Consider the following 13,427-nt stretch of genomic DNA (forward strand, 5'->3'; position numbering starts at 1 on the left):
CCCTATCCCAATATATTTTCTTCAGACTCTTCAACATAAGATAAAATAAATCGGTTCAATTTATCAGCAAGACCGCCCGCCCCAAATCTTATATACTTGCTGGAAACTTTCGGATTATCCTCTTTCAAAAAGCTTAAAAAAGATAAAATATAAATGCGCCTGTAAGCTACTTGTGTAATTCCGTACTCAAAAAACCAGTTATCAATGACATTGTATACGCCTCGGTTGACGCCATATAGGTTGTTACATTTTTTGTAAAAGCAGAGATCCGGAAGATTTAACTCCTGATGGGAAAGCAGGCTTTCTTTTTTGTTCGGTGCCATAATCCCAATCAGCTCAAAGCGTTTTGCAACGCACGAAATATCCTTTTTAATTTGCTTTGTTAAAGACTCCAAAGAATCAAACCTTCTTTCTTCTCTAATTTTAAAGAGAATGCTGCATTCGATTTTTTCTCCATAGATGTCTCTATGAAAGTCAAACAAAAAAATCTCCAATGTCCTTTTAAGGTTAGAGCCCACCGTCGGTTTCACACCGATATTCATAACCCCTAAATGAAATTGGTGATTGACTGTCGCCAGAACTCCATAAACTCCATTACGCAGCCCATGCATTTTTGCATCTACATTTGCCGTGGGGAATCCAAGCTTTCTGCCTAATTGTTTTCCTTTCACAACCGTACCGGCAATGACCGTCAAAAAAGTCAGCCTCCCCTCTCTCAGCTTCCGCATTCGATCAGACGAAACCTAATGATGTGATGAATGTAAAACGGATTGATGCTGCGGAATGCCAAGACCGAGATTTTCCCGCAAGGTCCCGCCGCGATAATCTTGACGATAAAGCCCTCTTTCTTGAAGAATCGGAATCACCTTTTCTACAAAAGCATCAAGTGTACCCGGTATATCCGACCCAATGATAAACCCATCCGCCGCCTCAGCGTTGAACCAAGTTTCAATTAAGGATGCGACACGCTCTGGTGTTCCGATGAATAGAGGCCGTGGAAAAGCCATTTCCTGTGCTACCTCCCGCAATGTCAGATTTCTGGCTTTTGCTTCTCTCTTAATCCGGTCTGTTGTGCTTTGAAACGCATTCTTTCCCACATCGCCAATATCGGGAAATGGCTCATCCAACGGGTAAACACTCAGGTCATAATCATCAAAAAAACGAGCCAAATACGTAACAGCATTTTCAATCGGTATCAATTCTGCAAATTCACGATACTTCTTTTCCGCCTCTTCTTCCGTATCTGCCACAATCGGGCTGATCCCTGGAAAAATCCGCACACTTGAAGGATCACGCCCTTCATCAGCAGCTCGCCTTTTCACATCCGCATAAAACGCTTTTGTCTCTTCTAATGAATTGGAATGGGTAAAAATCGCATCTGCATTTTTAGCAGCAAACTGCCGGCCTGTTTCTGATGAACCCGCTTGAAACACTACAGGCTCTCCCTGCTTAGAGCGCCCGATATTCAAGGGCCCCTCTACTTGAAAATACTTTCCTTTATGATTCAGGCGATGAAGCTTCGCCGGATCGAAAAACTGCCCTGTTTTCTTATTGTGTATAAATGCGTCATGCTCCCAGGAATTCCACAGCCCGCGCACAACATCCAAATGCTCTTGTGCGATCTCGTAACGTTCAGTGTGTTCTGGCAAATTAGACTTACTATGGTTGCGCGCCGCTCCTTCCTGTGGAGAAGTAACAAGATTCCAGCCAGCCCTGCCCCCGCTGATATGGTCCAGCGACATCAATTGTCTGGAGATAGTGAATGGCTCAGTAAAAGATGTAGAGAACGTCCCTACTAAACCAATAGTTTTGGTAACCGATGCCAGCGCAGATAAAATGGTGATCGGTTCAAAACGGTTTAAAAAATGAGGAATCGATTTTTCAGAAATAAATAAGCCGTCTGCAATGAAAATAAAACTAAACAAACCTTTTTCAGCTGTTTGCGCCTTTTTCATGTAAAATTCAATATTCGTACTGGCCGAGGGATCAACATCGGGATGACGCCAGCCGTCAGTTGTTCCCCCGACACCGTGAATCATGGCTCCAAACTGAATAAAATCTGAACGTGTCATCTTTTTGCCTCCTTTATCTGTGCATTAGCAAGTGCAAGATCAAGGTGTTCAATGCCGATTTCAGTTATCCCTTGATACTGATTGCCGCGCCCGATTTCGACCACAGGCACATGGCGCACCCCATATTTCACCTGTAAAATATCCCGAAGCTTTTCTTTCTCTGAAACATCGATATTTTGGAACGGGAACCCTTTTTCATTCAAATAATTCTTGACTTCCTCACAATACGAACAGCCTTTTTTACTCCAAACCACAATGTTCACAACATCACTCATTCTTCTGTCCCTCCTTAACGTTTTGCAGCTAAAACTGCATCGCTCAGCAGCTGATAAGACAGCTGTTTTTCTACAGCATTTTTGATCGGTGTAAAAATAACAAAATCATTGATTTTGTATGTGCCTGATAAACGTGTTAATTCTTCTGCCACTTCTTCCTTTGTTCCGGCAATAATCCCGGTTTTTTGCACGATGATGTCATAGGGCTCTGTGACGTTTTCCAGATAGGCCTCAGCCTGTTCGCGGGAACCGACGTTGACCTTACGCCCGTCTTTCAAAACCACTTTTATCGATTCACGCGACACAATATGTTTTTCCGCTTCTTCTTTTGTATGTGCCGCAAAAACAGCGGGGGCAAGATGAAATTCAGCCTCAGATCCTGGCGGGAGATGCGCGTCAAATGCTCGGCGGGCTTCCTTCAGCACTTCCTCTTCACCGTTAATAAAGTAAGCAAAGACAAAAGAGATTCCCAGTTTTGCAGCCGAAATGGCACTCTCTGCGCTTCCTCCCAATAGAAAAATCCCCGGCTTCCGATCAACCTGCGGCATAGGACGCAATGCGGCATAGCGGTGGGTATCAGGAAAATCATCCCGAACGAAATGAGTAAGCTCCTCCAGTTTTTCATCAAACTGACGCACCGGTTTTTTATATTCGGCCTGCAGCGCGTCTGTGGACAGCTGAAACCCGCCGGGCGCTTTGCCCACTCCAAGATCTATACGGCCGGGAGCTAACGCTGATAGAAGATGAAATTGCTCCGCTACTTTATAAGAGCTGTAATGCTGCAGCATCACTCCGCCTGATGCTAAACGAATTTTTCTTGTGCTTGCAGCAAGATAGCCTAAAAGAACCTCGGGTGCAGACCCTGCAACCTCATCATTGTTGTGATGTTCGGCCACCCAAAATCGGTGATATCCACACTCTTCAGCCATTTGTGCCAAGTTCACTGTATGCTGTAATGTATCAGCTGCTGTCTCCCCTTCACCAATCAAGCTTTGGTCTAAAATACTTAAGCGGATCATATCACCGGCTCCTTTATGTGTTCTTTTGGTTCAAATAAATATTCCGGCGAAACACGGCGGAGAAACTGCCTCGTTCTGTCTTTTTTGGTATGGCGGAAGACTTCCTCCGGGGTTCCTTGTTCAACAATGACTCCTTCATCCATAAAAACAACTTGATCAGAGACTCTTCTTGCAAACTCCATTTCATGTGTAACAACAATCATGGTGGCTCCGGTTTTCACGATTTCCAGCATTACCTCAAGCACTTCACCGACCAGCTCCGGGTCAAGCGCTGCCGTCGGCTCATCGAACAGCAGCACATCAGGATGAATGGCAAGCGCCCTTGCTATCCCAACCCTTTGCTTTTGTCCTCCCGATAACTGACTCGGATAAGCGTTCAATTTATCTTGAAGCCCGACCTTTCTCAGTTCATTTTCCGCTACGGCATACGCGTCTTGCTTTCTCATTTTCCGGGCAATCGTCAAGCCCTCCATGACATTTTCAATTACCGTTTTGTGAGCAAACAGGTGGTATTGCTGAAATACCATTGCCGTCTGTTTTCTGAGCCAGTGAACCTCTTTTTTGGACGGAAAGCTGCAATTAATCACTTTGTCATGTATAGAAATGATCCCTTCGTCTGGACGTTCTAATAAATTCAGGCACCGTAAAAAGGTGGTTTTCCCTGATCCGCTCGGCCCGATAATCGTCACAACTTCTCCCTTGCGTACCGTGAGATTTATCCCTTTTAATACATGGTGGATGCCAAACTGTTTATGGATATTTTTAATCTCAATCATAAAGTGCCTCCTTGAAATCTGGCTGCCTTTCTCTCTAATACTCCATTTACGGATTCTAGGATTAGAGTCAGCACCCAATAGATAATCGCTGCTCCGATAAACGCTTCTAAAAATGCATAATTATCAGAAGCAACGATAGTCGCCGTCCCTGTAATCTCTGGGACAGCCACTATAGCTGCGATAGAGGTGGTATGCAAAAAGCCGATACCCAAATTTGTGAAGTTTGGGATGGAAACCATCAGCGCCTGCGGCAATATTACACGCCGAAAGGTTTGGCTGTGTGTCAAGCCGATTGAATAAGCCGCTTCGACCTGTCCGGAATCCATCGCCAGAATGCCTGACCGGATGATTTCTGTGAGATAAGCTCCGGCAGTTAAAGACAAGGCCATGATGACAAACATGGAGACCGGTATCTCATTGGCGGACCAGCCGAGATGAAAAAAACTGCTGACTTGATCTGCAACAGGCGGTATCCCTAAATAAATCAACATAATGTGAAGAATTGCAGGTGTACTTCGAAAGAAAGACACATAAAACCTTGAGCAAGCCACCAAGCCCTTAATTCTAAAAATTCTAACAATTATATTTCCAAGAGCCACGAGAAATCCAAACACAATCGGCAAAACAGCCATCATCAATGTCAGAGGAATGGTCTTTACCATTTCTTTCATGGCGGAAACGATAAATGGAAAGTCAAATTGCAATCTTCTCCCCCCTCATCCGAAGAAATATATCAATGTATGTTCATGTCAAAAACAGTAACAATCCTTGTTTGATTCTTCTTGATTCGTTTTTCTGCCACTCGAAAGAACCATTCGAATAAAACTGCAACAGCATAATAAACAATCGATAGCGCAATGTAAACTTCAAGAGAATGGTTGCTTGAGGTAATCAGTGTTTGGCCCCTTCCGGACATATCCATAACACCTATTGAAAAAGCTAGAGATGTATCTTTTAAAGAACTGATCACCATGTTTCCCATATTCGGAAATGCCTGGACAAGTGCCTGGGGCAGAACGATTCGCCTGAAGGCCTGACTACCGCTTAAGCCAATACTGTACGCCGCTTCCGTTTGGCCTTTATCTACACTGCCCACCCCCGCTCGAATGATTTCTGCGGCTGCCGCTGCATTGCTTAACGCATAGGTTGCGACAGCAGCATAAAACGGGTCCATTTTTGATGTATCAATCCCGATAAGCCCCGTAAGCGCCGGGATTCCGTAAAACACGATGAAAAGCTGCACCATGATAGGCGTTCCCCTGAAAAATGAGATATACACTTTTGCCAATTGATTTACAATTGGAATATTATAGATGCGGGGCAGTGCCAGAAAGAGTCCTAATACAAAACCGAAAAGCAAGGACAGTGTTAAAATGTATAATGTAACCGGTAAATAAGCGGTTAACGTCGGCACAAAATCTCCAATCATGTTCATATCAAACGCTTTTTCCATCACTGCTCCCTCTCTTTTTACCTAATACTGCTCTTTGGAATAGTCGTCACCAAGCCATTTCAAACTGAGCCTTTTCAGCGTTCCGTCATCAATGATTTCCTGTAAGGCTTTATCAATATCGTCACTTAACGTTTGTTCATTTTTGTTAAACATAAAATACACTTTGGCATTTGAAAGCACATGACCGACAGTTTTTTCTTTAATAGCGCTCGTCTTGTTTTGAAAGTCTACTGCAAAAGGCGTTGAGATCGTTGCGTCCGCACGCCCCGATTTCAGCTGATTCGCAGTCTCATTTGCGCCTTGGCCCTCATAGGCAATCTCAAACGGCCGTCCATTATCCTCATTCCATTTTTTCAGTACAAGCGCTCCGTTGGAGGTTGCACTCGTAATCACCCGTTTTCCTTTTAAGTCTTCAATTCCACGGATCGTATCGTTATTTTGAAGCACAGTAATTTTTAAAGGAAAATGGTTGTAAGCAACCTTGTTAAACAGAAATTTTTTCTCACGCTCTTTGCTTTTCTCCATTTGATGTGCCACGATATCGACTTTATGCTGTCCGAGGCTGACAAGCAGGTTGGAAAATTCCATCGTTTTAAATGTGAATTTATAATGTGGCAGGCGCTTATCAAGCTCTTTGATCAGTTCGACATCATAACCGGTTAAATCGCCTTTTTCATCGATAAAGCAAATATTCGGAAATTGGGTTCCAGTTCCGACCGTGATCGTCTGTACCTTCTTTTGCCCGGCTCCCGTCGTTTGACTGCCTGCACCGCAAGCTGACAGAACTGTTATAAGCGAAAATAATATTGCCATGAATGCTGTTTTCGTTTTCATCTCATCGCCCCATTTATTTTTCAAAACTTGATTTTGAATAATCTGCCCCGAGCCATTTTCGGCTTAGTTTTTTTAGCGTTCCGTTTTTCTCCAGCTTTTTAATCGCTTGATCCGTGTCATCCGCCAAGGTTTGGCTGCCTTTATTAAACATAAAGTACACCTCGGTATCTAATAACACGTCACCGACTGTCTTTTGGCGGAAGGTGTGCGTTTTATTCTGAAAATCGACGGCAAACGGTGTAGCTATCGTTGCATCTGCGCGCCCGGTTTCAATTTGATTGGCGGTGTCATTGCTTCCCTGTCCCGCATATTTCAAATGAATCGGGCTGCCGTGCGTTTTGTTGTACTTTGTAATATAATCTGCCGCATTTGACGTGGCGCCAACTATGACTGTTTTTCCGTGTAAGTCTTTTAATGTATGAATCTTGTGATTATCCTCTTTCACCGTGATGTACATCGGCGAGTAGTTATATGGGACTTTATGATACAAAAAACGCTTTTCTCGTTCTTTATTTTTGGCCATATTGTGCGCAATCACATCAATTTTTTTATTTCCGAGACTCGTCAGCAAATTTGAGAAATCCATCGTTTTAAATTCAAATGTATATTGAGGCAACTCCTTATCGATGGCTTTCATCACTTCAATGTCATACCCGGTCAAATCGCCTTTTTCATTTAAAAACGCAATATTCGGAAAATCTGTTCCAGTGCCGATTATGACTGTTTGAGCCTGACGATCTGTTTTGTTATTTGTTTGCGAACATCCCCCGCCAAGTAATGCAAACACTGACAGCAGCAAAACCAATCCTTTACGCTTATTCATAGGCTGCCTCACATCATGCCCAGCTGGGCGCACCTAAAAGCGTTGGGTTAAATCGTTCCGGAATCAGAACCTTGTACATCATCACACCTATGTCCCCGTCTTTTTCCTGCTCAAAATACACTTCATACCCTCTCCTTCTGTACATGTCAGCAAGCCAAGGATGTTTGCGCGCCGATGTGCCGAGTGTCAGCGCAGGAGCCTTCAGCATATCTCGAAGCACTTTTTCTTCAACATACGTAAGCAGCTTACTTCCGGCGCCTTGCCCTTTATATTCCGGCAGTGTCGCAAACCACCATACAAACGGATATTTTGAAGGAGGCGTCTCACTCTCCCACGGGAACCTGATTGTAATCGTTGAAATCAGCTTCCCATCCCGCTCCAGCACAATCGCTGAATGATGTTCAATATTTTCTGATACCATTTTGATATCAGCTCTCGTGGATGGCCAATCAATATCCAGCTGCCGAATGGGCTGAAATGCGCTGTTAACCAATTTCAACAGCTCCGGTGCATCTTCAACAGTTGCCAGTCGAAAAATATCCTCACTCATTTTTGTCACTCCTCTTCTCAAAATATATAATTCCTATTTGTTTACTAAGCTTTTATTGTTTATACTATAAAGCATACTCTGATCTTTGACTAATCAAAAAAAGTAAACCTTCACTTCAGTATTTTTAATGATGAAAAACAGGAGGGAGCACATTGGAGTTACGCTCAATCAAAACGTTTCATACGATTGTAAAATTTGGAAGCTTCTATAAAGCTGCAGAAATACTCAACTACTCGCAGCCGACGATATCGATGCGTATGAAGCAATTGGAGCAGGATTTAGGCGTACTGCTGTTTGAAAGAGGAAAAAGCCTGCAGTTGACAAAAGCAGGGAAGCTTTTTTATGAACGAACAGGAGATCTTTTGATGCAATACGAGGCGCTTAAACACAACCTCTCCGACTTAAAGGAAGAAGAGGCAGGCATTATCAACATAGGGGTTTCAGAGCCAACCGCCAGTCTGATATTCCCCGAGATTTTAAAGGATTTCTTAAAGGATTACCCAAAGATAACAGTTAATATCAAGGTTGATGACGCCAATACCTGCAGTCAAAAGCTCTTAGACGGGACGATTGATTTTGCAGTCTGCGGCGAGCCGGAGCTGATTCTTGAAAATTACTACCATCCATTTTTTTATGACACATTAAATGTGATTGTATCTGATCAACATCCGCTCGCTGAGAAGAAGGCTGTCCATTTGTCTGATTTAGCAGAAGAGCGCTTCATATTTACGCCCGCCAATTGCCCCATTCGCTTACAAATTGAACAGCACTTACATAGAGAACTCGGGAATCGCTACAAAAAAATGGAGCTCACAAGCAGCATGTCACATAAATATTACGTACGTGAAAACATCGGAATTTCAATCTTTACCAGCACCGCACATTCTAAACCGTTCAACGGCACTAAAGTTATTCCAATTCTGAACCTGGATATCACCCCGCCCATAGGGCTGTTGACAAATCAAAAAGAAGTTCATTTTGACCGCGCCACGAAGGACTTGATCGCCCGGATAACCAAACGTTTTCAGCAGCGCAGCAAAGAATTGGAAGGAACCTCTGATAAGACCATTACAGGATAACTGAAAAAATAAAAACCACCTCCTGATTCATCAGGAGATGGTTTCACGGTTTAAAGCTCGATCGTCTCACCGACCGACATGACTTTGCCGACTCCGCCCGGCAGGCTGTCAGCGAATGCTTCTGGGTCTTGTTCGATGACCGGGAATGTATTGTAATGCACCGGCACGACCTGTTTTGCGCGCAGCCATTCAGCGGCAAGCTTGGCGTCTTCAGGCCCCATCGTAAAGTTATCGCCAATCGGCAGGAAAGCAAGGTCGATATGATTCAATTCGCCAATGAGTTTCATATCAGAGAAAAGAGCCGTATCGCCCGCGTGGAAAATCGTTTTATCTTCTACAGTCAGCAAAATACCGGCAGGCATGCCTGTGTAAGTGATCGTTTTGTTTTCTTCATCTGTGACTGCTGATCCATGAAAGGCCTGTGTGAGCTTCACTTTTCCAAAATCGAACTGGCGGGAGCCGCCGATGTGCATTGGATGAACATTCAAGCCTTTCCAGCCTAAGTACACAGCGAGCTCGTTCGGTGCTATAACCAGCGCGTTATTTTGCTTGGCGATTTGTTCAGTATCACCGACATGGTCATTGTGGCCGTGCGTTAGTAAGATGACATCCGCTTTTACATCCTCCGGCTTTATATCCGTTAATGAATTCCCTGTTAAAAACGGATCAAAAATAATATGATGGTCCTTCGTTTCCACTGTGATTACAGAATGTCCGTGATATGTCACTTTCATTTCTTTCACCTCGTCACATGATTTTGATTTTTTTATTTTCCCTTTTTAAAAAGCTGAAAAACTTATGTTGTTTGATTCTTGTTAATGACATTGAGGCCTCCGGTGGCTTCAATGACAGTCCCTGTCACAAGGTCTGAGTTCTCCTCACACAAGAAAGCGATAATCCGGGCGATATCCTCGCCTGTACCGGATCTTCCTATCGGCGTTTTTTCTTTGCCGATTCGCATTCTGGCTTCCTCTATCGATGCTTCTTTCATGTCGCCGACAATGTCTCCCGGGCAAACCATGTTGGCGGTTATGCCGAATTCGGCTTCTTCAATGGCAATTGTCTTCGTCAAAGAAGCCAAGCCCACTTTCGCAGCGCCAAATGCCGATCGGTGAAGCCAGCCGGGCGCGTGAGCCGCACCTTGGAATCCGTACGTAATGATGCGTCCAAATTGCTGTTTTCTCATAATAGGAATAACCGCTTTGAATAAATGAAAGACGGCGCTTAAATTTCCTTCCAGCATGCCATACCATTCATCATCAGTATAATCGGCTAACTTTTTACGTTCAAATATGTATGGTCCCGCGTTGTTAATCAAAAAGTCGATCCTTCCGAAGCGGTTTAAGGCAGCCTCTGCAATACGCAGCAGATCTTCTTTTTTGGTGACATCACCTTTTACAAATTGCAGCCGGTCAAGACAATCGGGACAGGCTTCCTTCAGGCGGCTGACTGCCTCCTCATCCTGTCTGTAATTGACTGTTACTGAATACCCCTTTGCAAGCAACGTTTCAGTCACTTTGCGGCCTAAACCCTTCGAACCGGCAGTAATTAAAGCATGTCGCACATGAATACCTCCCAAAGCAACGTCGCCGCTTTCAATAAAGTGTTTCTTCTTCTACTTTACTATAAAAGGCTTGCAATATCACTTTTTACACTTTGGCATACAAAAAAAGCTGCCTGTACAGACAGCTTATTCTGCAGGAGATGAAGACTCCTGATCAGGCATATCGACATAACCGCTTTGATATGCTTCTGAAATGAGCCTTGTTGTCTCCTGGCTTTCTTGTTCATCATAAATATAGCGTTCCGGTTCTTTTTTCATCATTCTGCCTCCCATCATTATAGAGGTAGGTTGGCTATAATGACGGGATTTTATGAAGGAAATTTTAACAAACTCCTGCTGCCACGCAAGCTTTCGCTTTTTCAAGCGCCTGTTCCACCTGTTTGAATCCGGTGCCCCCGGCGCTCATTCTTTTTTCAACTGCGTAGTAAGGGTCTAACACAGTGTAAATATCTTCTTCGAATAGTGTGCTCGCCTGCTGAAACTCGCCAAACGGCATATCGCTTAAATAGATCCCTCTTTCGATGCATGTGTACACAAGTTTCCCGACCACTTCATGCGCTTCTCTGAACGGCATTCCCTTTTTAGCTAAATAATCCGCCAGTTCCGTCGCATTTGAAAAGTCTTGTTTTGTTGCTTGCTTCATGACGTCTTTGTTTACAGTCATTGTTTGGATCATGCCTGTGAAGATTTGCAGGCTGCCCTCCACCGTTTTCACCGTGTCAAACATGCCCTCTTTGTCTTCCTGCAGATCTTTGTTGTAAGCGAGCGGAAGTCCTTTCATGATCGTAAACAGCCCCATCATATCGCCGTATACGCGTCCTGTTTTGCCGCGGATCAGCTCCGCCATATCAGGGTTTTTCTTTTGCGGCATCATACTGCTTCCTGTTGCGTACGTATCGTCAAGCTCGATGAATTTAAACTCCTGCGAGCACCATAAAATGATTTCTTCAGAGAAACGGGATAGGTGCATCATCAGCATACTGCTGTTGCTTAAAAACTCCAAAATGAAGTCTCTGTCGCTGACGCCGTCTAAGCTGTTTTCATAAATGGCATCAAAGCCGAGCAGTTCCGCTGAATAATCACGGTCAATTGGGAAGGTTGTTCCCGCGAGCGCCCCGCAGCCGAGCGGAGATTTGTTAATCCGCTTCATTGAATCCTGAAAACGCTCCTTGTCGCGCTCAAGCATCCAGAAATACGCAAGCAGATGGTGAGCGAATGAAATCGGCTGGGCGCGCTGCAGATGTGTGTAGCCCGGCAGAATCGTTTCAACGTTCGCTTCCGCCTTTTCAATCAGCGCACTTTGGAATGCCTCAATCAGCTCGATGATGTGGCCGACATGATTCTTCAAGTATAAATGCATGTCAGTCGCCACCTGGTCATTCCGGCTTCTGCCGGTATGCAGCTTGCCGCCAAGAGGACCGATTTCGTCAATGAGCATTTTCTCAATGTTCAAATGAATATCCTCATAATCGACTGAGAATTCCAATGCTCCCTCCTCTGCTTTTTGCAAAAGGGTATTCAGGCCCTCTCGGATTTTCAACTCTTCTTCTGCTGTCAGAATACCGCATTTTTTCAGCATGGCAGCATGTGCGAGAGACCCTGTAATGTCTTCAGCAACTAAATTTTGGTCAAATGATATGGATGCGCCGAACTCGTCGACCCATTTTTCCGGTGTTTTTTGAAATCGGCCTCCCCAAAGCTTCTTCATGCTTTAATCTGCTCCTTCTTTTTTACGATGCTGTTCACTTTTGTCGGAAGTCCCCAAAGCTCGATAAATCCAATTGCTGCATGGTGATCAAATGAATCGTCTTTTGTATATGTTGCAAGTTTTTCATCATATAGAGAGTATTCTGATTTACGTCCTTCTACAATTGCATGGCCTTTAAACAGCTTCACGCGGACAATGCCTGTGACATGCTTTTGCGTTTCTTTTAAGAAAGCGTGCAGCGCATCTTTTAACGGCGAGAACCATAAGCCGTTGTAAATGATCTCTGACATTTTTTGCTCGATGATCGGTTTAAAGTGGGCTACCTCTTTCACCAGTGTCAAATCTTCTAATTCTTTATGTGCTTTGATCAGTGTCATCGCACCAGGGCATTCGTATACTTCCCGGGATTTAATGCCAACGAGGCGGTTTTCCACGTGGTCGATACGTCCGACACCGTGCGCGCCCGCCATTTCATTCAGCTTCAAGATCAGCTCAGAAAGCGAGTAGGAAACACCGTCAATGGAGACAGGCACGCCTTGTTCAAATGCAATTTCAATCACTTCCGGCGTGTCCGGCGTTTTTTCCAGCGGAGCTGTTAAATCGTATGCACCTTCTGGCGGCGCCGCCCATGGATCTTCTAAAATACCGCACTCATTGGCGCGTCCCCAGAGGTTTTGGTCGATAGAATACGGGCTGTCAAGATTGATCGGAATCGGAATGCCGCGGCTAGCCGCATATTCAATTTCTTCTTCACGTGACCACTGCCATTCGCGAACCGGCGCGATGACTTCAAGGTCAGGGTTTAATGATTTAATGGAGACTTCGAAACGAACCTGGTCATTTCCTTTCCCTGTGCATCCGTGGGCAATCGCCTGTGCATCTTCTTTTTCCGCAATTTCAACCAGTTTTTTCGCGATCAGCGGTCGAGATAATGCCGAAACAAGCGGGTATTTTCCTTCATACATTGTGTGGGCCTGCAAAGAGATAAGCGCGTAATCCTGTGCAAATTCTTCTTTTGCATCGATCACGTAGGAGTTTGTCGCGCCGACTTCAAGCGCTTTCTGCTGAACAAATGCCAAATCTTTGCCCTCACCGACATCCAGACAGCAGGCGATTACATTATATCCTTGCTCCTGAAGCCATTTTATTGCGACGGAAGTATCAAGACCCCCTGAGTATGCTAATACGACTTTTTTCTGTTCTGACATGATAAAAATCCCCTCTCAACCGTGTTTCTATTTTGTATAAAAATAAATTATTTTTAATAAAAATAC

The 13,427-nt window shown here is 44.3% G+C and carries 16 protein-coding genes; 1 reads left to right on the forward strand and 15 read right to left on the reverse strand.

Features of this window, described 5'->3' with window-relative positions; translation table 11 throughout:
- Positions 1 to 2: 2 nt before the first annotated feature.
- Genes ribR through snaA form a run of 10 tightly spaced genes read right to left on the reverse strand, consistent with a single transcriptional unit; the run spans position 3 to position 7,802 of the window.
- On the reverse strand, positions 3 to 695 hold the full coding sequence (gene ribR / locus NSU05_RS14640) for an RNA-binding riboflavin kinase RibR (RefSeq protein WP_038429454.1): 693 nt from the start codon (positions 693 to 695) through the stop codon (positions 3 to 5).
- A gap of 48 nt (positions 696 to 743) precedes the next feature.
- A complete protein-coding gene (locus NSU05_RS14645; protein WP_038429455.1) occupies positions 744 to 2,072 on the reverse strand; it encodes an LLM class flavin-dependent oxidoreductase in 1,329 nt (442 codons plus the stop codon).
- Entirely contained in the window at positions 2,069 to 2,347 is a 279-nt protein-coding gene (locus NSU05_RS14650; protein ID WP_038429456.1) for a glutaredoxin family protein, read from the reverse strand. The genes NSU05_RS14645 and NSU05_RS14650 overlap by 4 nt, the downstream gene beginning before the upstream one ends.
- 14 nt (positions 2,348 to 2,361) lie before the next feature.
- On the reverse strand, positions 2,362 to 3,366 hold the full coding sequence (locus tag NSU05_RS14655; protein WP_038429457.1) for an LLM class flavin-dependent oxidoreductase: 1,005 nt from the start codon (positions 3,364 to 3,366) through the stop codon (positions 2,362 to 2,364).
- Entirely contained in the window at positions 3,363 to 4,142 is a 780-nt protein-coding gene (gene tcyN, locus NSU05_RS14660) for a sulfur-containing amino-acid ABC transporter ATP-binding protein TcyN (RefSeq protein WP_003229383.1), read from the reverse strand. Before tcyN ends, NSU05_RS14655 begins: the two co-directional genes overlap by 4 nt.
- A complete protein-coding gene (tcyM, locus tag NSU05_RS14665) occupies positions 4,139 to 4,846 on the reverse strand; it encodes a sulfur-containing amino acid ABC transporter permease TcyM (protein WP_038429458.1) in 708 nt (235 codons plus the stop codon). The genes tcyN and tcyM overlap by 4 nt, the downstream gene beginning before the upstream one ends.
- Positions 4,847 to 4,875: 29 nt before the next feature.
- Positions 4,876 to 5,595 (reverse strand): sulfur-containing amino acid ABC transporter permease TcyL, encoded by a 720-nt coding sequence (tcyL, locus tag NSU05_RS14670; RefSeq protein WP_004399112.1) that lies wholly within the window; start codon positions 5,593 to 5,595, stop codon positions 4,876 to 4,878.
- A gap of 21 nt (positions 5,596 to 5,616) precedes the next feature.
- On the reverse strand, positions 5,617 to 6,429 hold the full coding sequence (tcyK, locus tag NSU05_RS14675; protein ID WP_038429459.1) for a sulfur-containing amino acid ABC transporter substrate-binding protein TcyK: 813 nt from the start codon (positions 6,427 to 6,429) through the stop codon (positions 5,617 to 5,619).
- Between the two features lie 13 nt (positions 6,430 to 6,442).
- Positions 6,443 to 7,252 (reverse strand): sulfur-containing amino acid ABC transporter substrate-binding protein TcyJ, encoded by an 810-nt coding sequence (tcyJ, locus tag NSU05_RS14680; RefSeq protein ID WP_038429460.1) that lies wholly within the window; start codon positions 7,250 to 7,252, stop codon positions 6,443 to 6,445.
- Positions 7,253 to 7,265: 13 nt separating this feature from the next.
- On the reverse strand, positions 7,266 to 7,802 hold the full coding sequence (gene snaA, locus NSU05_RS14685) for an N-acetyltransferase SnaA (RefSeq protein WP_038429461.1): 537 nt from the start codon (positions 7,800 to 7,802) through the stop codon (positions 7,266 to 7,268).
- A 152-nt stretch (positions 7,803 to 7,954) separates the two neighbouring features.
- Here snaA and ytlI point away from each other — a divergent pair, with 152 nt between their 5' ends.
- Entirely contained in the window at positions 7,955 to 8,881 is a 927-nt protein-coding gene (ytlI, locus tag NSU05_RS14690) for a LysR family transcriptional regulator YtlI (protein WP_038429462.1), read from the forward strand.
- Between the two features lie 50 nt (positions 8,882 to 8,931).
- Here ytlI and NSU05_RS14695 read toward each other — a convergent pair whose 3' ends face one another.
- The 5 genes from NSU05_RS14695 to NSU05_RS14715 form a co-directional block, all read right to left on the reverse strand.
- Entirely contained in the window at positions 8,932 to 9,615 is a 684-nt protein-coding gene (locus NSU05_RS14695) for a metal-dependent hydrolase (RefSeq protein ID WP_038429463.1), read from the reverse strand.
- Between the two features lie 62 nt (positions 9,616 to 9,677).
- Positions 9,678 to 10,445, reverse strand: a complete 768-nt coding sequence (locus tag NSU05_RS14700; protein ID WP_004398521.1) for an SDR family oxidoreductase — start codon at positions 10,443 to 10,445, stop codon at positions 9,678 to 9,680.
- Positions 10,446 to 10,571: 126 nt separating this feature from the next.
- Positions 10,572 to 10,703 (reverse strand): hypothetical protein, encoded by a 132-nt coding sequence (locus NSU05_RS14705; RefSeq protein ID WP_009967976.1) that lies wholly within the window; start codon positions 10,701 to 10,703, stop codon positions 10,572 to 10,574.
- A 64-nt stretch (positions 10,704 to 10,767) separates the two neighbouring features.
- Positions 10,768 to 12,153: an argininosuccinate lyase gene (gene argH / locus NSU05_RS14710; protein ID WP_003246018.1), complete on the reverse strand. Its 1,386-nt coding sequence runs from the start codon at positions 12,151 to 12,153 to the stop codon at positions 10,768 to 10,770.
- Entirely contained in the window at positions 12,150 to 13,361 is a 1,212-nt protein-coding gene (locus NSU05_RS14715) for an argininosuccinate synthase (RefSeq protein ID WP_038429464.1), read from the reverse strand. Before NSU05_RS14715 ends, argH begins: the two co-directional genes overlap by 4 nt.
- Positions 13,362 to 13,427: the final 66 nt, after the last annotated feature.

This window comes from Bacillus sp. EU52 (genome assembly GCF_037964975.1).
In the GTDB taxonomy this organism is placed as follows: domain Bacteria; phylum Bacillota; class Bacilli; order Bacillales; family Bacillaceae; genus Bacillus; species Bacillus subtilis.

Excerpts from the sequence above, each read along its gene's own strand:
- tcyL (WP_004399112.1), bottom strand. The coding sequence starts at position 5,595 with ATGGAAAAAGCGTTTGATATGAACATGATTGGAGATTTTGTGCCGACG.
- tcyJ (WP_038429460.1), bottom strand. The coding sequence starts at position 7,252 with ATGAATAAGCGTAAAGGATTGGTTTTGCTGCTGTCAGTGTTTGCATTA.
- NSU05_RS14645 (WP_038429455.1), bottom strand. The coding sequence starts at position 2,072 with ATGACACGTTCAGATTTTATTCAGTTTGGAGCCATGATTCACGGTGTC.
- NSU05_RS14705 (WP_009967976.1), bottom strand. The coding sequence starts at position 10,703 with ATGAAAAAAGAACCGGAACGCTATATTTATGATGAACAAGAAAGCCAG.
- snaA (WP_038429461.1), bottom strand. The coding sequence starts at position 7,802 with ATGAGTGAGGATATTTTTCGACTGGCAACTGTTGAAGATGCACCGGAG.
- NSU05_RS14655 (WP_038429457.1), bottom strand. The coding sequence starts at position 3,366 with ATGATCCGCTTAAGTATTTTAGACCAAAGCTTGATTGGTGAAGGGGAG.
- tcyK (WP_038429459.1), bottom strand. The coding sequence starts at position 6,429 with ATGAAAACGAAAACAGCATTCATGGCAATATTATTTTCGCTTATAACA.
- argH (WP_003246018.1), bottom strand. The coding sequence starts at position 12,153 with ATGAAGAAGCTTTGGGGAGGCCGATTTCAAAAAACACCGGAAAAATGG.
- NSU05_RS14715 (WP_038429464.1), bottom strand. The coding sequence starts at position 13,361 with ATGTCAGAACAGAAAAAAGTCGTATTAGCATACTCAGGGGGTCTTGAT.
- NSU05_RS14650 (WP_038429456.1), bottom strand. The coding sequence starts at position 2,347 with ATGAGTGATGTTGTGAACATTGTGGTTTGGAGTAAAAAAGGCTGTTCG.
- tcyN (WP_003229383.1), bottom strand. The coding sequence starts at position 4,142 with ATGATTGAGATTAAAAATATCCATAAACAGTTTGGCATCCACCATGTA.
- NSU05_RS14695 (WP_038429463.1), bottom strand. The coding sequence starts at position 9,615 with ATGAAAGTGACATATCACGGACATTCTGTAATCACAGTGGAAACGAAG.